The organism is Rhizobium sp. 268, from assembly GCF_036571585.1.
Lineage (GTDB): Bacteria > Pseudomonadota > Alphaproteobacteria > Rhizobiales > Rhizobiaceae > Rhizobium > Rhizobium redzepovicii.
The window spans coordinates 1-22,124 of sequence record NZ_JAPPSO010000033.1; the positions used below are offsets into that span (position 1 = coordinate 1).

Annotated in this window: 20 protein-coding genes and 2 pseudogenes; 10 read left to right on the top strand and 12 right to left on the bottom strand. The window is 56.5% G+C overall.

What is annotated here, in order from left to right:
* Window positions 1-852 precede the first annotated feature (852 nt).
* Complete coding sequence (locus OS035_RS33650; RefSeq protein ID WP_427149709.1) at window positions 853-1,284, bottom strand: GNAT family N-acetyltransferase; 432 nt, start codon at window positions 1,282-1,284, stop codon at window positions 853-855.
* A 109-nt stretch (window positions 1,285-1,393) separates the two neighbouring features.
* On the opposite strand from OS035_RS33650, the gene OS035_RS32070 reads away from it, so the two are divergent.
* Complete coding sequence (locus OS035_RS32070) at window positions 1,394-1,660, top strand: DUF982 domain-containing protein (protein WP_331815192.1); 267 nt, start codon at window positions 1,394-1,396, stop codon at window positions 1,658-1,660.
* Window positions 1,661-1,764: 104 nt separating this feature from the next.
* On the opposite strand, the gene OS035_RS32075 is transcribed toward OS035_RS32070, so the two are convergent.
* The gene (locus tag OS035_RS32075) at window positions 1,765-2,490 is read right to left on the bottom strand and encodes a phosphotransferase enzyme family protein (protein WP_331815195.1); all 726 of its coding nucleotides are present in this window, start codon (window positions 2,488-2,490) and stop codon (window positions 1,765-1,767) included.
* A 355-nt stretch (window positions 2,491-2,845) separates the two neighbouring features.
* On the opposite strand from OS035_RS32075, the gene OS035_RS32080 reads away from it, so the two are divergent.
* Window positions 2,846-3,097: a hypothetical protein gene (locus tag OS035_RS32080; protein WP_331815198.1), complete on the top strand. Its 252-nt coding sequence runs from the start codon at window positions 2,846-2,848 to the stop codon at window positions 3,095-3,097.
* A gap of 71 nt (window positions 3,098-3,168) precedes the next feature.
* Here the strand turns inward: OS035_RS32080 and OS035_RS32085 are convergent, their stop codons facing one another.
* Window positions 3,169-3,669 carry a hypothetical protein gene (locus tag OS035_RS32085; protein ID WP_331815201.1) on the bottom strand — a complete coding sequence of 167 codons (501 nt, stop codon included), beginning with the start codon at window positions 3,667-3,669 and terminating at the stop codon, window positions 3,169-3,171.
* Window positions 3,670-3,840: 171 nt separating this feature from the next.
* Between OS035_RS32085 and OS035_RS32090 the strand changes: the two genes are divergently transcribed.
* Complete coding sequence (locus OS035_RS32090) at window positions 3,841-5,337, top strand: WG repeat-containing protein (RefSeq protein WP_331815204.1); 1,497 nt, start codon at window positions 3,841-3,843, stop codon at window positions 5,335-5,337.
* 5 nt (window positions 5,338-5,342) lie between these two features.
* Window positions 5,343-5,927: a hypothetical protein gene (locus OS035_RS32095; RefSeq protein ID WP_331815207.1), complete on the top strand. Its 585-nt coding sequence runs from the start codon at window positions 5,343-5,345 to the stop codon at window positions 5,925-5,927.
* Window positions 5,928-6,238: 311 nt separating this feature from the next.
* On the opposite strand, the gene OS035_RS32100 is transcribed toward OS035_RS32095, so the two are convergent.
* Window positions 6,239-7,021, bottom strand: a complete 783-nt coding sequence (locus OS035_RS32100) for a class I SAM-dependent methyltransferase (RefSeq protein WP_331815210.1) — start codon at window positions 7,019-7,021, stop codon at window positions 6,239-6,241.
* Window positions 7,022-7,921: 900 nt separating this feature from the next.
* Window positions 7,922-9,151: pseudogene (locus tag OS035_RS32105) on the bottom strand (IS3 family transposase).
* 590 nt (window positions 9,152-9,741) lie between these two features.
* On the opposite strand from OS035_RS32105, the pseudogene OS035_RS32110 reads away from it, so the two are divergent.
* Both OS035_RS32110 and OS035_RS32115 read left to right on the top strand, forming a co-directional pair.
* Window positions 9,742-10,035, top strand: a pseudogene (locus tag OS035_RS32110) (flagellin N-terminal helical domain-containing protein); the annotation flags it as partial.
* Between the two features lie 525 nt (window positions 10,036-10,560).
* Entirely contained in the window at window positions 10,561-10,917 is a 357-nt protein-coding gene (locus tag OS035_RS32115; RefSeq protein ID WP_331815249.1) for a flagellin, read from the top strand.
* Here the strand turns inward: OS035_RS32115 and OS035_RS33655 are convergent.
* From OS035_RS33655 to OS035_RS32140, 6 genes are all read right to left on the bottom strand, one after another.
* Window positions 10,824-11,564: an SH3 domain-containing protein gene (locus tag OS035_RS33655; RefSeq protein ID WP_442967725.1), complete on the bottom strand. Its 741-nt coding sequence runs from the start codon at window positions 11,562-11,564 to the stop codon at window positions 10,824-10,826. The two genes, OS035_RS32115 and OS035_RS33655, sit on opposite strands and share 94 nt — an antisense overlap.
* A gap of 92 nt (window positions 11,565-11,656) precedes the next feature.
* On the bottom strand, window positions 11,657-12,676 hold the full coding sequence (locus tag OS035_RS32120; protein ID WP_331815213.1) for a hypothetical protein: 1,020 nt from the start codon (window positions 12,674-12,676) through the stop codon (window positions 11,657-11,659).
* Window positions 12,673-14,028 (bottom strand): methyl-accepting chemotaxis protein, encoded by a 1,356-nt coding sequence (locus OS035_RS32125; RefSeq protein WP_331815216.1) that lies wholly within the window; start codon window positions 14,026-14,028, stop codon window positions 12,673-12,675. Before OS035_RS32125 ends, OS035_RS32120 begins: the two co-directional genes overlap by 4 nt.
* Window positions 14,028-14,849, bottom strand: coding sequence for a hypothetical protein (locus tag OS035_RS32130; protein ID WP_331815219.1), 822 nt, complete (start codon window positions 14,847-14,849; stop codon window positions 14,028-14,030). The genes OS035_RS32125 and OS035_RS32130 overlap by 1 nt, the downstream gene beginning before the upstream one ends.
* A complete protein-coding gene (locus OS035_RS32135; RefSeq protein WP_331815222.1) occupies window positions 14,833-16,281 on the bottom strand; it encodes a hypothetical protein in 1,449 nt (482 codons plus the stop codon). The genes OS035_RS32130 and OS035_RS32135 overlap by 17 nt, the downstream gene beginning before the upstream one ends.
* Window positions 16,282-16,317: 36 nt before the next feature.
* Window positions 16,318-17,010: a thermonuclease family protein gene (locus OS035_RS32140; protein ID WP_331815225.1), complete on the bottom strand. Its 693-nt coding sequence runs from the start codon at window positions 17,008-17,010 to the stop codon at window positions 16,318-16,320.
* Between the two features lie 296 nt (window positions 17,011-17,306).
* On the opposite strand from OS035_RS32140, the gene OS035_RS32145 reads away from it, so the two are divergent.
* The 4 genes from OS035_RS32145 (at window position 17,307) to OS035_RS32160 (ending at window position 21,097) form a co-directional block, all read left to right on the top strand.
* The gene (locus tag OS035_RS32145) at window positions 17,307-17,669 is read left to right on the top strand and encodes a hypothetical protein (RefSeq protein ID WP_331815228.1); all 363 of its coding nucleotides are present in this window, start codon (window positions 17,307-17,309) and stop codon (window positions 17,667-17,669) included.
* A 31-nt stretch (window positions 17,670-17,700) separates the two neighbouring features.
* Window positions 17,701-17,949, top strand: a complete 249-nt coding sequence (locus OS035_RS32150) for a hypothetical protein (RefSeq protein WP_331815231.1) — start codon at window positions 17,701-17,703, stop codon at window positions 17,947-17,949.
* Window positions 17,950-19,462: 1,513 nt separating this feature from the next.
* Window positions 19,463-20,368, top strand: coding sequence for a hypothetical protein (locus tag OS035_RS32155; protein WP_331815233.1), 906 nt, complete (start codon window positions 19,463-19,465; stop codon window positions 20,366-20,368).
* A gap of 339 nt (window positions 20,369-20,707) precedes the next feature.
* Window positions 20,708-21,097: a hypothetical protein gene (locus tag OS035_RS32160; protein ID WP_331815236.1), complete on the top strand. Its 390-nt coding sequence runs from the start codon at window positions 20,708-20,710 to the stop codon at window positions 21,095-21,097.
* Between the two features lie 190 nt (window positions 21,098-21,287).
* Here OS035_RS32160 and OS035_RS32165 read toward each other — a convergent pair whose 3' ends face one another.
* Window positions 21,288-22,043 (bottom strand): hypothetical protein, encoded by a 756-nt coding sequence (locus OS035_RS32165; RefSeq protein ID WP_331815238.1) that lies wholly within the window; start codon window positions 22,041-22,043, stop codon window positions 21,288-21,290.
* Window positions 22,044-22,124 lie beyond the last annotated feature (81 nt).

Sequence of the window (22,124 nt, forward strand, 5' to 3'; positions counted from 1 at the left end):
CCAAGGGGGGTCAAAATTGGATAAGTATCACCCCGCCAGAGGGGTCAACATTCCATGCTTAAACACAGGCAATTTAGCGAAGTCTCGGAGCGGGGCAGCCCGAGATCGCCTGTTCGCACGGACACCCGCTCACAGATCAAGGGTGGTAAGACAACGTAGGTGCGGAACATCGTTTACACATAACATCGGACGACCCGATCTCTTACGAAGCCACAGCGAGCACGACAGGTTCCTTTATTTTGGCGGTGATCTTTATCTGCTACACAAGGCACCCATCGTCTGCGGTTGAAGTCAACATCTACGTCGCCTCCACTCATTTTTCGTATACCGAAAACACCAGCGTCGCGGCTCAGCGTCGTGATATCGAGCGAAAGCGATTGAGTGCGGCTTCCAGACAGCGGCATGTCGAGGCCAGGCCAGCGCATAGCGCTAGAAGGATGATCAGATAATACAGCGTCGGTTGGTCAGCAGCCTTGATTACCGAAGTTTTAGAGTGCACCTCGCCCTGCGCCAACAATACGAACGGTACGCTTAAAGGCAGAGGACTAATTAACGTAAGGCCGATAATAATCGACCAAGTCCGAAATCTCTCAATTAGACTCCTGAATCTGGTCGCATCCGTCAGGGCGGTCCACTTTGACACTGGTTTCTCTCGCTCGGTCATAGCCTGAATAATAGAACCAGCCGCCTTACGCATCAAATGACTGGAAAGAGCAGCAGCCATCTGAACCGTGCATATGTCGGTGCGAACGCGCTTAGAGAAAAGTTGGCTGCGACACCGGCTCCCCAGTGGCGATTTCGAGGATCACTATGACGGGAGCGGCAGCTTCGCACCATTGGCGGTCATAGGTACTACGGCCACTTTAATGGCCGTCGCATATACCGTTGGCGAACCACCTCACCCTCTCTCCAAACTTCCGATGGGATGAAGCCGCAGCTCTCATAGAGTCGCTTAGTTGCTTCCGCTCCTGGACTACCTGCGACGAAGGTATCGACATGAACGACGGCGTCAGAAGGGATGCTGCAAAGGGCAGTTTCGACAAGCATCTTACCGACGCCAAGTCTTCGAAACTCCGAAGAGACCGCAAGCCAGCGGATTGGGTATTTCGATTCGCTGCCGCCTATCAGAACTCCTCCTATGAATCCTGCGGTCCCTGTATCTGTTCTTGCGCTGAAGGCCCGCTGCTGGGCGATCTTCCGGACGAGAACGGCATCCAAGCCTGGCATGGGGCCGAACAACGGGACAACGTCCTCAGCCAGCCGCAGCCATGGCTCCGGCGGCATGCATTCACACCCGGTCACTCCAGGTAACCAATCGTCAATTACGAATTCGGAATACACGCGTATATTACCCCTCGGGGATTGCGCGATCCCTGCCCTGAGGTCGACGACAATGGACTGGGACGCAACGTCTGCATTCACACCCGTCGGGCTGGCTCTGCGCGGTCAGCCAGCTCATAGGATCGTCCGCACCCTCCGCGACGCCGCATATATGCTGCTCAAGGACTGGCCCTCCGATGACGGCGAAGAATATGTCACTGCGGTGAAGGCCTGCGTCGATGCGATCAGCGGTCGGATCGCTCCGGAGCAATTTTGGGACGCGTTCCTACGTGCGGCCGATGAAGCGGGGATCACAGCGCTGACTATCGTTCACCGATGACAGAATAAAGGAAGCGGGTGGTGGCGAGGCGGGTCATGCAGGCCGTGATTGCGTGGCCAACCGCTCGTCGCCGCCCATCGATCCGCGCGGCGGGTGACCGGCCATTATTTAGAAGCCCTGCTATTAGCGTCCGATGGTTCTGGCATATTGTGGAGGTTCCTGATCGTCCATTCGAGGCAATCGGCCGCCCAGCGTTCCATAGGCGCGTCGCCGATGCGCTGCCCCTGAGCAATGAGAATCCGTTGGCGAAGCATGATAAAATCGACAACACGCGACAAATCCACATTGGCATCATATGCCCTGCAGAACCTAGTCAACCGGCGTCGTTGCAGATCAGGCTCAGTATCGTCATCACCGAGATCGAGCCACATCCAGGCGGCGTAGCCAAGATCGTGCATCCGAGGTCCAGGGGATGCGCTGTCGAAGTCGATGATTGCCGCCGGGCGTCCCGAACGAAACACGAAATTGCAAGGCGACAGATCGTTATGGCACACGACTTCGAGTCCGACGCTCTGCGCGGCAGGTGACGCAATAAGCCCCGCCGTCGCATCGTGATATCGGCGTATCAACTGCGCGGCGTCGATTAGGGCATCATCATCGTGCCAGGAAAGGTCCATTGGCACGTCACCTTCGATGTACGAAAAAACGTCGCGCCCGAACTCGTCAAAACCGTTTGAGCGCGGGGCAGCGTCAAAACCCGAAGCAGCAAGGTGCTGCAGAAGTTTGTGGACGAACGGCGAGTTGAACGTCGGCGGACGTCGGACTGTATCGCCGACACGCACGACTTCTTGGCTCACCCGACCACCACTCAACGGGATTTCGCTTTCCAACGGTCCCCTCGACCTCCACAGACTCGAACAGTCGTGCTACGAACACCTCAACATTGACAGCTAGGCATAGTTCCACCAATGGGAGATACGTTATTTTCCCGACAGGTGTTCCTATGTTGCCTTTGCACTCCCTTGGCGAGCGCTTCGCCGTTATCGGCCCATGTGGCCTTTTTCAACAGTGCGCCGAGGCCCGCCTTCTACCTACAATTCGATCCCTCAACCGCGCACCGATTGGGGACCGATGAGGAGTTGGGTTTGGGTCAAGGCAGCAAACCTTAATCGGGTGGTGTGTAGCGAGAAACCGCCGGAGCGGTCAGCGCGTCGACTTTTTGCAGTGCGGAGGCGCATAACTTCAATGACGGTAGAAGAAAGAACGATTTTGAAGGCTCTGGCTCATATGTGCCTGCAATACATGGACGAAGGCCCGGAAGGGCTAGTTCACAAGTCGATGAGCGCCGGTGAAAAGGCGGTCGAAGTGTTGGCATCCTACGGCTTGGTCAAGCCGGAGCTAGGAGGCGGGTTCTGGACCGATGAAGGTTTGCGTCTTCTGGACGACGAATGGGCATCGGATCGTGCGAGTTTCCTGTCGCGCATGTCAAAGCCCTGAAAGCCGGAAGCTCAAGCATCTGATGATGGGGTGGCTTGATGATGGGGTAGCTGGCGCGATATCGAGAGCCGCTATTCAAACATCTTTTCAAAAGCGGGACGACTTTTGACGCCTGAGGCGGCTACCAGCCAGAACAGTCCCCCGGCAGCAATGCCGAACATAGCTATCTCTGCAAGTAATTCGACGGCTTCCAGCAATCCCCACCACGTCATCATCCCGTTTTGGTAGGTGATGTGATCATTCGTGTAGGCCTGATCCGGGCCGAAAAATACAGTCAGGCATAACCACGGGAAGGTCGCAATGGAGGCCCCCGCCATCGCACAATTTGCGAGGGATGCCCTTACTCGTCCCCTGAAATAGAGTATCAATGGAATTCCCAATACAATAGTTGGCGGATACGCGCCGAATAATGCGACGACGGCGGTTGTTTGGACAACGCGCTCCATCATAACGGGCAGGCCCTGATAGGCTGGGCTGTAAACCGCGTATGCGAAGGATGCCACCAACGGCACTACAATTACTGCAAGAGCAATTCTCCACCAGGGAGGAGATGCGAACGTTGCTACCGCCATGTGCACCTTTCCTAAACAGCCTACGCGACAGAATTGCACGCGTCCGGCCGTCTGCCCAGAATCTTTTCCCAGCAACCACTTACCTTCGTTATTTTAGTGGATATCTTACTGCAATCATAACTTGTTCTGTTTCTTGTGGTCGACGTCATCGTTCCTTCACTGGAGACACGCATGCCACGCTTTCTGGCGAACAGAACTTGGTCGCGGAATTGGTTCCGAATCCCGCTGCTGGTCATATCCCTCTCCTGCACGCCGTCCCATGGCTCCGGCTCTGATGACGCTGTAGAGAGCGGCAAGGGGATGGTTCCGTCCTGCGGCGGCATATTCGACCTGTGTGGTTATTCGGATCGACAGAGTGGCAACGAATTGATCCCGAAGGCATTCGAGCGGGTTATGCTGTTCTCGGAGGGGCTGGCCGCCGTGCGGATGAACGGGCTCTTCGGCTACGTCGATACAGCAGGCAAGATTGTCATCGAGCCGCGCTTCGATCTCGCCGGGCCTTTTCACGACGGATTCGCGGAAATCCTCGTCGGCCAGCATACCGGCGTCGTCTCGGAAACTGGGAAGGTGGTTCTCGAGCCGCAATTCGGTCGGTCGACACCGATCATGGGCGATGTCCTCATCGTGCGGAAGGGTCAGTTTAGACCAAAGCGACCTCCCGAAATGGAAGAGTTGGAGCCCTTCGACCTACTGTATGTCGATTACGGTCCCATGGGTCTTTACAGCCTGAGCAAGGGTTGGCTGACCGCGTATACTTACGGATTCAAACCCTTCGAACGTGGCCGTCCAAATTACGTTTGGGCCCGTGATTTAAGTGCGAAGCAGTCGCGATTTGGCCTGATGAACAATGAGGGAGAGTGGAAGGTCGAACCGGCGTTCGACACGGTTCAACCACTCTTCGACGGTCGTGCCGTTGTTTCGGTCAAGGTTAAAGACGTTGAAACGCGGCGTCAGCTTTGGGGTGCGGTCGATGCGGACGGAAAGCTGGCGATCCCCCTCGCCTACGACTGGCTGTCTTATTGGGATCAGGGCTATTCGGTGGCGAGACTGAATCGCGAGGAAGGATTCCTCGGTACAGATGGCGGTCTCCTTGGTGGCCGGTTCTTCGAAAAGGTCGAGCGCGACCTGTATGGAAAGCCGCTCAAAGTGCTGCTCGATGGCAAATGGTTCGGCATCACCGCCGACGGAAGGCTTGTTGATGTCCCGGAGGAGAAACCCTTCCCCTTCAGGATCGGCAAACTGCCTGTTCCTTCGAAGAATACCCAGTGCAAAAACGGTGTTTCAATTGTATCGAAGGACGGTGCCTGGGGGCTTCAAGGCCCCGACGGGCGCATGCTTGTCGAACCTAAATTTGAAGCGATCTCTTGCTTTCGCAGAGGTATCGCCTGGGTGCCCGACACGACAAGGAATGCCTGGTGTCCAATAGGGCCAGATGGCAAATCTCGTAGTAAACCCGATTGCCTCCCGACCTATTACGAAACCGAGGCGTCCCATCACTATCCGGAGAAGTTCGATCCAGACCCGTTCAGAAGCAGCGTCCTATGGATGCAAGCTTTCCTGAAGCACGGTGAGGACCCGTCGTATCCAGCGCCAAAGTTGATAGGGGACCGGATTCAGGGAACGGGCTCGATCTCCGTGTCATGCAGGGAGATCATTCAGTGCGATTGAAATCGATGCTGACGCGCATCCCGGACCGCCGTCCCGGCAAGGCCTTTGTCCTCGCCTTCATACTCTTTGCAGGAGGTTTGCCTTGTTCGATGACGCATGCAGTCGCCGAACCGGACCGGAGTAAGACGCTTCCGCCGTTTAACGACCTTGTCATAACCGACAGCCTAAATATAGCTCGTGCTGAACGACCATCCAGCGGGTTATGGATTACCTGTTCGGAAGGGTCGCAGATCAGGCTTCTCTTGATTACTCGCCTGCCAATCGAAGAAGAGTTTGCAGGCAATGGCACCCGTTCGGAGGGGCGAGCCGAACTCAGCGTTCTCTCTGACGGCATGCGAACGGTTCAGGCCATCAAACGTGCTCCCCGCCTGATCTTCCGGCAGGCAACGTGGCGGCGCGACGACGAAAACGATATCGTTTTGATGCCGCCGCAATCAATTGAGGAGGTCCAGATTCTATCCCGGGCGTTCTTACCCGCTCCCCCCGCCGTCGTTAGAGTAGATATCGCGGAGACTGGGACAGAGATGGCCGGTGCTGTCGACGGCCAAGCTATCATGGCGTTCAACAAGAACTGTCTGGCGAAGAAATGAACCCTTCTCTGCCACCAGAGGAAAATTTATGCCGAGGTTAGTTGCTCCACTCATTCTTATTACGCTTTGGGCTGCCTCTACTGAGAGAGCATCCGCAGCCATGTGGCTGGTCAGGGGGCCGGGCAACACTACCATGGCTGCAGACTTAGGCTGTAAGGCCCGCGAGGTTAAAGAGCCTGATGACAGGCATACCGCTCCAATATTTCACTGAGAGGCTACAGGGACGAGACAATGACCGCAAATGGCGCTTTCCTGCCGAGCTAATCACCCCCGAGCGGCGCTGGGGTCACGCGCCTAGATTTCAATTCCGTTCATGGCCGCCTTGCTGTAACGATCAGCAGAAATCCGCCAAGGTCGCGCCAGCGCGAGAACCGTGGGACAGCTTCGCAAGCGGCGGGAGACGGTTGAGGCTCACCGATGTGGGTTATGACGAGACCGGCCGAGGCTACAGCGTTCAGGTAATCGCCTATCGTGCGAGGAAACCTCGGAACTGCGAACGGAAGAACTTCTTCGTCCTTGGGACGATTTCCGAAGCGCCAATACTCTGTAAAGGTCGACCTATCAAAATAGCGAGCTACCCTAAGTCCAGTTGTCCTCCCTTCGCCGTCTTTTTCCCAACCCAGCCCCGGAGTGATGAAACAGGGGTGCAGGACGCTAAAGAGTAGGAAGCCGCTTGGTCGCAGAAGCCGGTGTGCCTCTCGCATAGCGCCAGGTAAATCCGGTCCGTCCATCAATGCCATGGTCGATAAAACCGCATCGTAAGAGGCATCAGGCATCCCACAATGGTTACTATATGAGGTCACGTGATAACGGATGCCAAGCGGATCGGCTTCTTCCGTTTGCCTCGCGTGCTCGATCATCCGACGTGAAAGATCAATACCAGTTACATGTGCGCCCAGCCGCGCAAACGCGCGAGTGTTGGTTCCCTCGCCGCATCCGAAGTCGATAACATCGAGCCCACTGATTGACGGCAGAGCATCAAGGAAGGCTGGAAACGTAAACTGGTCCCTATAAACATCGAAGCCAGCGCGAACGTCTCGGGTCCACTGGTCGGCGTTGTCATTCCAATGCTTCGCGACATCATCATCAGGCATGTCACCTCCCATCAGCTGCCTTTTCCGTCATATGTCGGGCAGCCACAAGCCCCGACATATAGCCTTCGACCGCAATGCCGCAATGTTTCGGCGCGAAGCGGCCGGTGTCGGCCCCAAGCGGACTGTCAACAAGGACGTCAGAGCGGACGGAACGACACGGCTTGGTTTTGATTTGGGTTCAAGCTAACGTTTGGAATTAGCCAATTTTGGAAACAACCGCATGCGTTTTTTAGTCGCTTTGGTAATTGCTATCGTATCCGGAAACAGTGTCGTAGCTGCATGTCCTCTCGATGATGTGCTGAAGCTTTGCGTGGAGAGTGGCGCAAGCTCGAACGCCTTTCAAAAAGGTGTCGATAACGGCGATTAGACAGTGAAGGTGCTTTCCTCACCCCCGAATACAACTTCTCGGCCTGCGACAGCGAGTGAACTTTATACTATGCCAAGCGGGTTGGAGTTCTTTGTTAGCCATCGATACTACAAGGATTTTTCCTCCTCGCACTGTGAACTCAATTTCGTTCTGGCCTACGCGGCGAAGGGCAACGATGGGATGAGCTGTTCGAGCAACGAGTTTACCGCCTTCGAAACCTCTCTCTCTCAAGCCACCTTGGGCACGGTCACAAAAGAGGCCAAGGCGTCTGGAACCGCATTTCTGGTAGAGGGATCGAACATGTGGATGACTGTGATACTGGCAACCAGTAGCGGACCGCAGAAGGCTTTCAACGTGTGGGTCGAAACCTCTGCGCTGAAGAAGCGATAGAGCAGAAAGTGCATGTCTTCAATTGCCGCATCGTTGCCATCTCTATCACAGCGGTATTACTCGAAACAGCATACGCGGACGGTCAAGGTGCGAGGCAAACAGCGCTAACAATTTTACGTATCCACTGACCTTGCCCCCAAGTTTTATCCAATTTTGAGTTCGCTCCGGCGGTTTTGGGTTGCTGTATTTGGGGCGGTAGCGGCGAGTTGCGGTGCGGAGCCATTTCGGCTGCGCAGCACCGCAACGCGTCGCGGGTTGATGGATTGAGCGAACTCGGTCGGTGTCAGCCAGCCGAGGCCGGAATGCGGTCGGTGATCATTGTAATCGCTGCGCCAGTTTGAAAGCGCTGATCGAGCATGGGTCAGTGACGAGAAGAGCGTTTCATTCAAGAACTCGTCGCGCAGCCGCCCATTGAAGCTTTCGATGAAGGCGTTCTGGATCGGCTTGCCAGGCGCAATGTAATGCCAATCGACCTTGGCCCGACCCGTCCATTGCAGGATCGCATTACTGGTGAACTCGCTGCCGTTGTCACTGACGATCATCCTGGGTTTGCCACGTTCCTCGATGATCCGATCAAGCTCACGAGCAACCCGCAGGCCGGAAAGCGATGTATCGGCGACGAGAGCCAGGCATTCTCTGGTGCAGTCGTCCACGACCGTCAGAACCCGGAACCTGCGACCATCGGTGAACTGATCCGACACGAAGTCCAGCGACCAACGATCATTGGCAGTCATCGGGATCAGCATCGGTGCTCGTGTGCCTATCGCTCGCTTCCGGCCGCCGCGCTTGCGCACGGTCAGCTTCTCCTCCCGATAGAGCCGGAAGAGCTTCTTGTGGTTCACAAGGTGTCCCTCGCGCCTGAGCAGCACATGAATGCGTCGCCTTTCGGTGATTGCGCTGCAATCACCTGTCGGCCAAAGGATAGCCGAAGCGGCGGCGTTCATGCGCCAACGCCTTCATTCGCTCGCGAAGGCCCTGATCGTCGCCGCGGCTGGTGTCGTAACGGATCGTCATGCGGCAAAAGCCGATGGCTTTACACGCCCGCCGTTCGCTCATCCGATGTTGATCCATCAGATGCGCGACAGCTTTCCGCTTTGCTGCGGGCGTCACCACTTCTTTCCCAAAAGGTCTTTCAAAGCAGCATTGTCGAGCATGGCATCCGCCAGAAGCCTCTTCAGCTTCGTGTTCTCGTCCTCCAACGTCTTCAGCCGCTTGGCTTCCGACACCTCCATGCCGCCGAACTTGGCTTTCCATTTATAGATGCTGGCATCGCTGACGCCGTGCTTGCGGCAAAGCTCCGAGACCGGCGTGCCCGCCTCGTGCTCCTTCAGAATGCCGATAATCTGTTCGTCTGTGAAACGGCTGCGCTTCATTCCCTGGTCCTCTCAATGGGCCAGAGCTTACTTCAAAATGGATTATTTCAACGGGGCAAGGTCAAACGATTTGGGCGATACTGGTTGTCTCGAAGGCTTCGTGGAAGGAACTCCCGCTTTGGTCTGCTCCGACCGATCGTTTGGGACGTGGAACGATCTATGTCTCCTGTATGCTGGAGCCTCTCTACGGGATTGTGACCGATACATGGTAGAGCTTTTTGGGCGTGTTCATGACTATTGATGTAGACCGGCTGGCCATTGACCGCCGTGAACGACCCGCGACCTCGAACTTATCCCGAAGGCATCGTTCTGGACCCTGCGGTTCGGGGATGAAGTTCGACCGGAGGGCAGCTACTTAAAAGGTATCGAAGCGGGAGCCGCCCAATACCACCTGGCCGCCGGTTCAACACTCACTCACTCTGATGAATGGGCAGATGGTTGATCTTCCCCCAGGCAAAGATTTTTTTCAACAAAGGAGGAAATCCCCCTCGCCTTCTGACCATGCCGTTAACTGTCTCCGGCCCACATTCCTGCTCGTAATGATTGCAGACAGCGGCTCATGAGGACCCCCGTGCCGGGGAGCGGGTTTCATGAGTAGCATCAACACCAACACAAGCGCCATGGCCGCGCTGCAAACGCTGCGCAGCATCACCTCCGGTCTCGACGAGACCAAGGATCGGGTGAGCAGTGGCTTGCGTGTGGGTAAGGCCGCCGACAACGCCGCCTACTGGTCCATCGCGACGACCATGAAGTCGGACAACAAAGCCTTGTCCGCGGTCTCGCACAGTATCGGCGTCGCCAAGGCTGTCACCGATACCGCCTACGCCGCGGTCGACGAGGTTCTCGAACATCTCAACGCGATGAAGGCCCTTCTCGTGACCGCACGTTCGCTGCCCGCTGCCGAGGGACTGGATACGTCTTCCGCCCATGGTGCCTACGTCGGTCCTGGCGGCGTCTACAGCGACACCGACCCCGCCTACTCCAACACGATGCTGAAGAAGGTCGACGACGAGATGAGCCAGCATATCCAGGCGATCAACAGTGTTGTCGATTCCGCCAGTTTCACCGGCGTCAACCTCCTCCAGATGCCCAAAGACGGCTCGCATCTTACCAGCGGATCATCGGCGACTTACGTCACAAACTACGCCAACGGGGCGGTGGAGACGATCGACATCTCGACGTCGGATTTCGTGATCTTCAATCCGAACTACGCCGGCGAAGGAGCCCTGGCGAACCGAGTGGCGAACTACGGAGCGCTCGACGGCCGTATCGTGTTCCCTACCCAGAACGCGACGACGGGCAGCTGGGGCACCATCGTCAACGGCATGAGCATCTTCAACGACAGCATCGGTACCGATGTCTACGACAACATGGGCGTCAGCATCGTCTTCAACATCGAGGCCTGGGCGATGGAAGGCCAGACCCGCGACAGCGTTTACGACGGCTTCCTGAACGAGTTCGAAAAGCGCATCCAGAAGGTCGTCTCGATCGGAGCAAGCCTCGGTTCGATACAGAAGCGGCTCGATATGGCCGACGATTTCAACAAAAGCCTGAGCGACGCCAACACGTCCGGCATCGGCCGCCTCGTCGATGCCGATATGGAGGAGGAATCCTCCAAGTTGTCCGCGTTCCAGACAGGGGAGACTGAATCGCCTCGTTTCATTCGTGCTCGCTATCGGCTCGCCTGCTCCCGAAACGACTGGATCATCTGCTTGGAAACATCGCCCGCAAAGCATATGGGAGCATATCCGCCGCCTCGGTTATAAGCGCTCCGTTTGCCGCATCGCCGGCCTCCGCGGTCCGTATTGTATGGGCACGCACATGAACCCGGATACATCGAGATCGACTCGGCGATTATCCGCTGGATGACAAGAGAGTCCGAAATCTGTGGGATTGATGGTGGCGGGGGTTTGTCGTCAGAAGCTGGCGAAGTCCCCTTGTCGGTCGGCTGCTGCTTCTCCGTTGGCTTTTGCTCGGAGAGCAAGACTGTCGATATCCACCCCTCTCTTTGCGTCAGGACATCTTGAATCTTTGACCAATCACCCTGGGCCTCGATGACGCGCAGCTCTCTGCCGCTGTCAAACCTGTCGAGAATTCCGTACTGCTTCCCCGGTCCATCACGCAGCGCTACTTTGCGGCCTTTAATGAAGCGTGTGACGCTTGCCGCCCGCGAAGGCTCCGAGGATTCGCTTTCTTGCGACGGTGCTACCGGAACCGACGCGGGGGCTAACTCGACTCGAGTTTCGCTAGACGCCCTGGAGGCTGGATCGTTCACTGGCGAACTTGGAAGCGTTTGGACGGCGACATTTTCAGATTTGTGAATGATTGACCCGATGAGTCCAATCCCGAGGACGAAGAACAAAACGCCGGGTGTCAGTTTGGTTGATTTTCGCGAACCCCTCCGACGCGGCATTTTGCTCTCCGGACAACATCTTCAACAGAAATCCACTGAAATGAGAACGGCTCGGCAGAGAGCAGAGACAGCCAGAAACACACGCTGCTGCGTTACTGCCCTGCGGTCTCCCGTCGCCGAATTCTGATCTCGATACGTCTACGGGTTTCCACATTACCCGCCTGGCCCTCAGTGAGGGTGTCTCCCGGCAGAATGAGCTGCGCAGCCGACAACGGAAGTACCGTGATGCCCGACAAGGATGTGTTCGCCCTAAGTATGTTGGCGACCGAAATCGCGCGAGCGAGCCCAAGGCCCGCATTGTCGGCGGGCTCCAGCGTCGTGATCGACTTCTTGGCCGACAGGACGTCGATGGAATTCTTGTCGAGGTTCGAATTCAAGCGCGAGATCGGCTGCTCGTCGGTGTGACCGATGACCTCGACGATATCAGCTCCATAGGTTTCCAGGTTCTTCGCGATCTGATCGGAAATCGATCCGTTCAGCTGATCGGTGAACGACGTTGACAGCTCGGCGCTACCCGACCGGAAGAAATAGCCATTGGCTTCCGTCAGGCTAATAATGGGAGGCCACTCGTGTGGCTTTCCAGAGGCACCGAGTTTCGCAAGCTCGGCATCCCGTTCGGTGAGCTTCTTCAAGGTATCATCGAGGCGCGTTGCCAGATCACGCCGCTGCTTGTTCAGGATGTCATTGGCATTGCGCAAGTTGGCCGCCTCCTGTTCAGTGGTAAGCAGCTCCTCGACACGCTTGAGGATGTCGTTGGCATCTTTCTTGCCCAGGACCTCCTTGATCCGCTTGTAGGTGTCCTTTTGAAGAACGAGTTCTCGCCATTCTTCGTCATATTGGCTTTGTGCGGCCTCGGGCAGTTTGCTGACCAAGGTCGCCACTTCGTTTTTCAGCTCCTCGATCGTTCGGTCCTTCTCGCGACTGTTTTCGGTAACAGCCGACAGCTGCTTGAGGGCGTCTTCGGCTCGCTGGCGCTCCTTGACGATGATGGCCGCAGTCACGAGCAGAAGGCAAAATACGACGAGGAGAAGAGACTCCGCCATGGTGAAACCAAGTATGAGCCCCCGGTTGTAGCCCTTTGTCTCAATCTGGCTTGCATGTTCCGGTGTCATCGCTGCCACCAGGACCGACGCGGCCTATCGTCTTCCGTGATGTCCGTATTGATGATAATCGGCTCCCCTGTCCCGACCGCGGTCTCAGGAGTTACCAACTGCGCTGTCATCGATTCCAACGGCCTCGGTACCTGGCTGATAGCTCGCTCGATTCGCTCGTCACGGATGCGGCTTTGTTCCTCTGCTGCCCTAGCCTCGTTATGCCTGCCGACCGTAGCGTCAAGCAGTTCGTTCAGCTTGGCCGAACTGGCGATGTGAGTTTCGTTGGCAACCTTGGAGGTGGCGATAAGCTGTTCGACAGTCGAAGTCAGTCCGGCGACAGTCTCGGCAGATTGGACCTGGGCTGCGGCAGCGGCCTTCACCTCGGTCGTAAGTTTTGTCAGACTTTCCGCCGTCTGCTTCAACGGATCGATGCCGGCCAGGATTTTCTTCGCCGTCTCTCTGGTGTCGATGGCATTGTCGCTTATTGCTTTGGCTTGGGCATCGACGATGGATTTCAGGGACTCCACCGCAGGCGAGACGTCGATCCGAAGGACCTCGTCCGGAGAACGGGCGGCTGCGTACTTCTCGATGACGTTATCGATGGCCGCTGCGAGCTGCTTCGACTTTTCGGTCATCGACGTCGCCAGGGTTTCCATCTGCTCAGAAAGCCTGGCGACGTTTTTGGTATTGCTTTCCGAGAGCTGCGCGGCGTTCTTGTGGCTTTCTTCGAGGGTCGCCAAGAATTTCTGAGAAGTCACCTGGATCGACTCTACCGCTTTTGCGGACATCGCCTCGATGGCGGCCCGCACGGCCTCCCCGTTTTTCTCGGCTTGGCGGGCGATCTCTTCGAAGCCTTCGGAAAGCATCTGGTTGCTCGTTCTCCGATAGGAGGAGAACTCCATGGCGGAACTGTCGAGTTCCGCTCTCACTCGCCTTGTCATCTCCGCCAGCTCGTTTCTGACGGCCTTTTCGATGTCCGCTGGATCGCGTCGCATCTGATTGAAGAAGATGCGCAAAGCGATGCCCGTTACTGTGGAGATAATGGCGATGCCGAAATTGCGGACGACATCCTCGATCGAAGCCTGCCCCGTAAACTTGAACAGCGAAACGCCGAGACTCGTGAGGGTGAAGATAAAACCCATATAGTAGAGGTTATCGCCAGCTTGCTCGCTGTGAACACGCAGACCGGGCAGCATGTTAACCGTCAGGTACAGGAACATCATCGCGACCGGGATCGCCGTTATCAACGCAATGTCGAAATCCCACACCTTTCCGAACCATATCACGGCCGAGCCAACGATGGTCAAGAATACAAAGAGAATGATCGGACCGTGTGTCCGGACCAGACCACGGATTGGGGATATGCTCATCACATTGTTCCTGTCAAACGCTCGATACCGGAAAAGTCACCATGGTTAGAGCGAATCCATGTTGCCCAGAACTCCGGAAGGTTCTTGATTGACGCTGAGCTTTCGCGCTGGAAGAACAGAAGGCTGACGTCCACACCGTCCAGCGGTGTGCGAAACTTGTTGCGGGCGGGACTGTTTTCGAACGCCTTTAGGTCCGCGCCGGATTTGTACATCGAGAAAGCTGGCGTGTGCTCCATCATGTCGGAAGCGATAATCAGGCGCTTTGGCTTGCCGTCCAGCTTGGCATCGGAGAGGCTTTCGATGACAATGCGCTGGATGCCGGCCATGATCGGCGACTGTTTGGCTGAACTGCCCTCGCCGACTTCCTCTTCGATTTTCTTGAGAGGCTGATTGAAAGCCTGGTCCCATCTTTGCTGAATCTTCTTTGGATTCGACGTCCAGGGATCGGCGTTGTCGCCGTTGCCAGGATTACATCCGTGGAAGGTTCGTTCGGGCTTTCCTTCTACATCGGTCAGCAGGTAGACCTCGACGAGCCCATGCTGTTCAACGCCCGCGACGATACGTTGGAACTCACGCTTGAGGTCAAGCTTGGTGATCTCCGAGATTGGGTCGGTGACATCGAGCAAAACCGCCGTTGCCGACGTCGCGCCGTTCTCGGGGCACAGATCAGCTTCCAATGTGGGGCCGGCATTTGCCTTATACCAGAGGATCGAATATCCACCGACAGCGGCTCCGATGGCCGTCAGCAGAGCAATGATGCCGAGTATCGGGCCAACGGAGCTTCCTCCACGGCGGCTTCTGCGCTTAGGCCGGGCTGCCATTGATTGTCTCCGGGAAAAGGTTGTCGAGTTGGTGGTAGGCGGCCACGGCGTCTTCGAACGCTCTGCTGATCCGCTTCATCTGGGCGGACAACTCGGCTTGGGCACCCTGGATTCTTTCGGACAGTTCCTTGTCGCTCCAGTCGTCGGAGGTATCGATCACCACCTTGCGGCGCTCCATCTTGTACTGCGCCTTGAAGTGCATGGGCTCATCTTCGGTGCGCGCGGCGCGGTTTGCCTCGCGGTAAAGCGCCAGAAGCTTCCGAGCCACGGCTTCGAGGTGTGTTTGATGCTCGGCGAACAGCTTCGTCATCCGCGTTCGGGCGTCGATGATGGCGGCGCATTCCTTGCGGCGCTTCGAAAGCCCATGGATGATGCCCTCTATCTTAATGTTATGGTCGTCTCGGATTTCCTTCAATCGTTCGATGCGATGGTCTTTCTCTTCCACATATTCAACCCGCGCGGCGAGATACCTAGAATAGGTTCCGGCATAGCCCGGGTACGGATCGGTCAAGAACAGACCGTCGAGAAGCGCGGCCGTCGAAAAGAGGAAGCCACCAGCAAAGAGAACAAACGAGTCAATGTCCGCAAGGCCCAACGGATCACTGACGACACGCTGGCGAACGAGGGCACCGATATGCTCAACCGCTGTCGCCGAAATCTCACGATAGTGCGCCATGGCCAAATTCAGGGCAATCGCCAGCGCGAGCCAGAGAAGCAGGCTGAGGAAGCCGATGAGTTTCAACACCACCGAACGCCGATTGAGCTGACGAATACCGAACAGCGCCAACAGGAAGGTTCCTACGACGTTGATGAAAGCGAAGCCGAATGCGTATCCAATACCCCCGACGAGACCGCTGTCGTTACCCTTGGCGAGGTAGACGCCGTTCACGCCGGTCTCGAGCAGCAGGATGAAGACGATGAAAAGTATCTTGAGCGTTGTTTCTATTTTCCCCTTCACGCGAGCGACCCGCTTCTCCAGGCGGTTCCGCTTCCGGAAGTCATCGAGTTCTTCATCGGTTGCACGCAGGTCCTTGCGCCGCATGAACAGCTCGTCTTGCCCTCCTGCAACGTCCGCCTGGAAGTCCTCAACACTGGAATGGTTGGTCATCTCGATCTGGCCAAAATGGCCATCGAAATCGAGATTGCGCAAACGCGTGGCGTAGGTGTGAAGCTGGGCCTCTAAGACCTGGAAAGAGTCATCCCTCTGGTTTTCAACCCGTTCGATGATCGCACGCTCGACGTCGTCGAGGTCCTTAGCGTTGGACGCTGGCACGTTCGCATTGCCGTTTTCGACGGCTTTGCGCTCGATTTCCATGGATTTCGTAAGCTTGTCCGTGTCCAGCGGCGGAAACGGGTCCGTCGTGATGCGGAAATCGTGGCTGGATTCCCGCAGGCTGTCGTACAATTTGTTTAAAGATTCAAACCTGGCCATCGCCGCAACCTGTATGCCTGATATTCCGTGCTGCCATCATCGGCCCCATTGGGGTGACCGCCAGCCCGCTGCGACAGCCTCCCCTTCGGAGCAGAACCAACGCTCACCCTTTCGAGGGTCGATCTTCGTCTTCGCGTAGTCTGTCGACCACGGGACGTGGTATATTTTCTCGTGCTTGCTGTTGATGTTACCCTTGATCGGGCAGCGCACTGGGGTGCCGCTCGACGTCGCGTCACCCCACTTGTGGGCTCTGAAGTCCCAGGCTGTCTCCGTCTCCGCCTGCCAAATGCCCACATGGCCAGCATGAGCGATCTCTTCGACGGCGACATAGTCAACCGAGTATTTACGGAATGCCCAAGCGAGGCCCGATGCGATCATTTCGCGGTTTACATCAATTCCATCGGCGACGCAGCTCGCGATCCAGCGGCCGTACAAGTCCTTTTCGTGCGGCGTGCAGATGACGCCATGACCGAGCACCAGGCTTTCCATCTTATGAAGAGCAGCTTGGCCACAAGCCCACTCACTGCCATCCGCGGCTTTGCATTGCTGCCCAGCCTCCGGTGCGTCGATGCCATGGAGACGATAGCGGACGCTGTCTAGCTCGATGGTATCGCCGTCAATGACGCGCACATTGGAAGCCGCAGAAACGCATTCCGCCGAAACGAGCAGAAGAAGCGCGATCGCTAGAAGCCTTGAAAACAAAATAGGTCCCTCTTCCAGAGAAGACATATTTTACGTTGTGCGATTCCGCAACCTGCGGTCATTGTTAAATTAAGTAATAGTAAACAACCAAGGACATCGACCACAGATTATCAACGCGACCCGCCGAGAGAAGCTTGCCGACGAAAGCCGCGTCTTCGAGTTGGTGGTGGCGCTGGCTACTTCGGCCGCGACAGACCTACGGCTGGGGTGACCGAACCGACGTTTGAAGGCTGCCCCAAATTTCGTGCGCTTATTAGAAGCGCCGCGGACACCCACCTTGTGACTTGCAAATAGTAGCCGCCCAGTCGCCTATGGAGGAAGTCATGACCCAAAACGTACGGCACGACCCGCAAAACACGGCCCTTTGGTTGGTCGGCAACATCGTGGACTACGACATTTTCGCGGAGGTTTCCCCATCCACGAGCCTCGGCACCATCAAATATCTACTGGACAGCCTCGAGGCCATAGAGCTTGAGGGTAGGACGAGGCATGACGCTTTTCTGCGGGGAGGCTTGAAAGAGCGGTTTTCCAACCTTCCGCCGGGCGCAAAGGTATTCGACCGTAATCCGTTCACCGATCCGTTGGCCATTCCCGTAGCCGCCTTCGATTGCCGAGAGATATCTGAGCACCTCGCCCTGCATTTGTTTCAATTCTCGAGAGGAAATCCGAGTTCGTCCAACGATTGATTGACAAGAGCCTCAATATAAGGGGCCATAGGTGGAATATCCGCACGAGAAAATCGTGTTCGAATTCTGCCAGTTCAAAGTCGTAATCGTCGATTTCGGGGAACCCGTTGACGTCTGCCGGCGGTTTGAAAACTCCGCATCTACCCACATTCCGTATGTTCTGGTGATGCTTGCCGACTATCCACCGTGGACCGGAACGCCAGCGCGCGGAACTCGCCCCGGTCGGGAATTCTGGTATCGATTCTGGTTTCTGGACACTGAACGAGCTTTGGATGCGTGATCCGCAGATCGAGATCGTTGTCCGCGCCAAATTTGTGTAATCCCAGACGTTCCGTTCCTCCGCTCGCCCAAGAATCTCGTAGAACTCTCTAGCAGACAGCTTGGGTACCAGCCTTGCTTAGCAAACGATAGTGATTTCTCCGGCGCTGACGAAAGTCCCCCTTGAGCGCTACGGCCGCCCGTGGATCGCGTGTCGCAGGTGGCAGACCGTCGAACGGCGATCTATCAAAACGGAGGGTACAAGGCTCAACGTTATGCCAAAAGTGTGGGCGTCGCCCAGGGATGTTTGCTCGGACGCCCATGGTGAAGCTGGGCACCTTGCCCGAGGACGCCTCAGTTGGGAGCCAATCGGTCGCGATCCGATGTAGGTGCGGTAACCGGAGACAGAAATCTTTTCGTTGTCGAGCCAATCTTAGGCAATCACTTCGAGTTTTGTGACCAGCCATATGACCCGGGAGAGATCAAAGCCGCCGGCATAAAGTCAGAATGCCGCGACCAGGCGGGCTCCCTTCCCGACACCGCTGTGACGCCGGGACTGCCTGCAGGACAGCTTGATCCGCTCCTCGCGCAGTACACAATGCTAGTCGTGCGCAAGTCTTCCGGAATCTCTGTAACAAAAATCGAAGACCTAGTCGGCTTGGGGGGTGCTCAGAGGGATGCGGGACCGAATGGGACATTTGTCGTCAGGAACGTTCGCTGGGGTCTGGACGCGACGTGGGAACAGGGGGGCAAACAGTTCCATCTGCTGGTCGTCCACCTGGAAGGTCGAGCCCCAGAAAGACAACGCATGCGACGTCTATACGCGTCAGCTGCCGACTCTTCGAGGCTGGATCGCCGCCCGCAAAACGACTGGAGAGGATTTCATCATTGCGGGCGACCTCAACAGACGCCTCGATCTCGAGTTACTGGATAACAAATCGCCAGACCTGTGGCCCATCGTTACAGGCTCCGAGACCGCGGAAGCCGGTGACGACATCGCACTAACCCATCTGCCGCGGGGGGAAACGACGGCGACTGGCCAAGCGTGTTGGTCGGATCAAGCTGGAACGGATAGCGATTGATTACTTCGTTCTGTCTCCGGGAATGGAGCCGTCCGATGCGCTCAACAAAATCGGGAAAGTGTTGTTTACAGACGTAAAGCGACCCGACGGCACGCCGATCGCATCGGGGCCGGTTCTGTCTGATCATTGCCCGCACGAACTAACGTTCGAATGACCGTCCTGAGATGGCCGTAGTGGGCGACGTGAATGGCCGCTTCAGTGGCGCTTTGCGGTCGCGATAGTCGTCGCCACGCCGAACCAACCGCCGTGAAAACTAAGCCAGATCGGCGTCATCACGAAGGACGACGAAAACGCGAGTTGGTATTCCAAATACGCCTTCTTTGGCAACCGGCGTCGAGCCAGTGCAGGTGATCTCTACCTAGCTTGCGCCACACGTCCGCGCCGTAAGCCTGCCGCCGTATTGTATCCGGAATGACAATAATTTACGTCTTCACCGATTAGATGGGGACATTCATGTATCAAAATTGGTTTTACGTCGGAGCAGTCATTGTTGCTGTTTCGATCGCTTGGTTGGCGGCGGAAGTCATCGGCAGTAGTCGGGCAAAGAAGTCCGGGATACGAAAGACCGGCGTCGCTGTGCGTGTTGCTCTCGTTGTTGTTCTCACCGCGACCATCGGTACAGCATATTGCTATCTGAACATCTATCAGGATTACGGGCTGTCATCACGCGCTGAGCTTCCGGCCGCCATTAAGGCGATAGCCGACGCGAAAGCTGCCAAAATTGCCGCCGATGCCAAGGCAATGAAGGAAGCCGAGGAAAAGGATGCTGCCGAAAGGGCTCGCCTTCTCGCGGAAGCGGATCGGCAGCAAAAGGTCGCCGCCGCGAAGAAGGAAGCTGAGGATAAGCGTTGCGGCATGGGCGCTGTTGTGTCAGCGAATTCTCGCTACGAACTGCGCCAGGAACCGAGAGACGGCGCTGAAAAATTCCTGAACGTCGTGGCCTCAGAGGTGACCAAAAAGCCGCAGTATAAGAACATCGACGAGTCGACAATGGTTAGGGTCGTCGGCTGTTCGGGCGACTGGCGTGAAGTCAAAATTACAGAACCTACCTGGTTAGCCGACAACATGGGGTGGGTGCCGGCAAGCGTTTTGCGGATTGTCGAATACAACGCGGAGGGCAAGCGAGTTTTCACGGAAGCGGACTTTTATTGGGAATCGGATACGAGTGCCTACAGGACGCAACTCGTCGCTGCCGTGAACAAGATCGTCCGGGAAACACCTGGTTGCGATAAAATCGACACCGGCTCCCTCGCCTTGTCGCCAACACGCGGAACCCCAGGTGACCCGGTTTTCTTCGTGACTTGCAATCCAGATGGACGGGCCGCGATGAACGTGTGGTTCCGGCCAACTGATCGATAGCCAAAAAGGCCTGCCACACCTTCCGGCACAAAGGGTTGAGACATGAGGTAATCGCATGCACGTACCCCCCTTGGGCAATCATGGCAGGACTTGGCGCGCTCGAGCGCCGCGAGGTAGCAGACCTCCTGGCGAACTTCGAAGCGACGACACTATTGGATATCTCGCGGGGTAAAATCGCCGACACCGTCAACCGTCTCAAGAACGGAAGCCGTGATAAAGAAGTGGCTTCCTTTGGACGTCGCCTCCGTGACCTCTCCGACAAGACGGTCGCATCAGAGGCTTCGACATCCATGTTGCGTCTGCGCCTCTGGACGCTTGTCATTGGGTTGGCGACTGTAGGTGGACCATCCCGGAAAAACGATAGGGTTTCTGGCGTTCGTCCCCGCCGGCGCGCTCGTGCTCGGCAGCATCGGTGGCATGGGAGCGCTGTTTGGAACAGGATGGACCCGAGAGCAAGCAACCCGCCTTCTATCCTCTGAATGGCTCGCCGATCTTGATAAGGCCACCGAGCGGTTTCGCGTGGCGCTGGGCGCGGCAATCAGATCGAAGATAGAGTTGCTCCAGGGAAAACGAACCAAGCTTCCAAAAGGCGAACATTCCGTGCGCAAATGGGTCGACTCCGATTTTCGGACGAGATCGTCTCCCTCGCAGAAGCTGGCTACGATCTTGAGCACGGTTTCCGTGACCTGCGACAGCCGACGAGCGCAAGGGCATGCCTTGAGATCATGAGGGAAGCGGCCGTACACCCGGTCGCGGTCGAAGCCGAGCTGACGGGCCTTCTCAAGGTCCTAGCCTCGGAGCCGTCAAAGACCCGGGCTGCTGGAAAGAAGGCTTCGCAGGTATTGAACCGCTTGACGTCAAACGTGCCCCTGCGAGGGTAACGCGTTGATCAACAGTCATGAAGTCCAGGCACACTAGCCTAACCACCTCTCCACTGGTCCCCTGGCCCAAGATAGAGGCCGTCCCCCAGATAGACGGATTCGCCGCCCGCGCCACCAAGCGCTTGGTATAGACCGTCGGAACCCCCTTCTTGAGCTTTCTGTCTTAATTCCTCGGTTCTCTTGTCTGACCTTCCAACCGCTTTCATGAAGCGGTCGTATGGCCCAGAGTCGGCCTTGAAGGCGTCGGCAAACTCTATCACCCACTCGAAAAGATTAATGTCGCTGTGAGAAAGGGTGTGACGGACGGTCCTTGGCGACAAATTTAACGAGAAGCTCAGCCCCCCATCCGGCGTTAAAGCAGGATTGTTACTGCCCTCAATCAACTGGATATCGACACCGTTCGTACGGAAGAAGATATTGGCGACTTCCGAGTGGTTTCCCCAGCTGAACGCGCCCTTGTAATTGCGGCCAACATGGTGGCGTCTCCAACCCGTCGCTTTCAGGTGCTCCCAAACAAAGGCAGCACGAGATGCACCGAAAACCGTGGGCGTAGGAACAGGTAACCTTATTCCTAGCGAGTCAAATATCGCTTCAGACGCAAGACATTCAATGTAATTTCGGCATTTCCAGTTCAGAAATTCGGTCCGAACGACCCGGGCCCATTTCAGTTCCCCACCTTTGGTTTCCTGACGTACGACGACAGCATCGCCTGCTTTCACGTCCGCGCGCCAACAATTGATAGGGTAAACCTGTTTTCCATTCTGATAGACAACAAAAGCGACGATGTAACTCACGCACTTCACCTCGATTGGCCGCCTCCGTTAGATGAAACAATATTCGACTTTGCGCAAACAATATCGCGAAGTGTACCTGCC

Bases quoted from the DNA above. Each gene is read 5' to 3' on its own strand.
- OS035_RS33650 (WP_427149709.1), bottom strand. From the start codon at position 1,284: ATGCCGCCGGAGCCATGGCTGCGGCTGGCTGAGGACGTTGTCCCGTTG.
- OS035_RS32140 (WP_331815225.1), bottom strand. From the start codon at position 17,010: ATGTCTTCTCTGGAAGAGGGACCTATTTTGTTTTCAAGGCTTCTAGCG.
- OS035_RS32090 (WP_331815204.1), top strand. From the start codon at position 3,841: ATGCCACGCTTTCTGGCGAACAGAACTTGGTCGCGGAATTGGTTCCGA.
- OS035_RS32135 (WP_331815222.1), bottom strand. From the start codon at position 16,281: ATGGCCAGGTTTGAATCTTTAAACAAATTGTACGACAGCCTGCGGGAA.
- OS035_RS32145 (WP_331815228.1), top strand. From the start codon at position 17,307: ATGACCCAAAACGTACGGCACGACCCGCAAAACACGGCCCTTTGGTTG.
- OS035_RS32115 (WP_331815249.1), top strand. From the start codon at position 10,561: ATGGAAGGCCAGACCCGCGACAGCGTTTACGACGGCTTCCTGAACGAG.
- OS035_RS33655 (WP_442967725.1), bottom strand. From the start codon at position 11,564: ATGCCGCGTCGGAGGGGTTCGCGAAAATCAACCAAACTGACACCCGGC.
- OS035_RS32070 (WP_331815192.1), top strand. From the start codon at position 1,394: ATGGACTGGGACGCAACGTCTGCATTCACACCCGTCGGGCTGGCTCTG.
- OS035_RS32100 (WP_331815210.1), bottom strand. From the start codon at position 7,021: ATGCCTGATGATGATGTCGCGAAGCATTGGAATGACAACGCCGACCAG.
- OS035_RS32125 (WP_331815216.1), bottom strand. From the start codon at position 14,028: ATGAGCATATCCCCAATCCGTGGTCTGGTCCGGACACACGGTCCGATC.
- OS035_RS32120 (WP_331815213.1), bottom strand. From the start codon at position 12,676: ATGACACCGGAACATGCAAGCCAGATTGAGACAAAGGGCTACAACCGG.
- OS035_RS32080 (WP_331815198.1), top strand. From the start codon at position 2,846: ATGACGGTAGAAGAAAGAACGATTTTGAAGGCTCTGGCTCATATGTGC.
- OS035_RS32130 (WP_331815219.1), bottom strand. From the start codon at position 14,849: ATGGCAGCCCGGCCTAAGCGCAGAAGCCGCCGTGGAGGAAGCTCCGTT.
- OS035_RS32085 (WP_331815201.1), bottom strand. From the start codon at position 3,669: ATGGCGGTAGCAACGTTCGCATCTCCTCCCTGGTGGAGAATTGCTCTT.
- OS035_RS32095 (WP_331815207.1), top strand. From the start codon at position 5,343: ATGCTGACGCGCATCCCGGACCGCCGTCCCGGCAAGGCCTTTGTCCTC.
- OS035_RS32155 (WP_331815233.1), top strand. From the start codon at position 19,463: ATGTATCAAAATTGGTTTTACGTCGGAGCAGTCATTGTTGCTGTTTCG.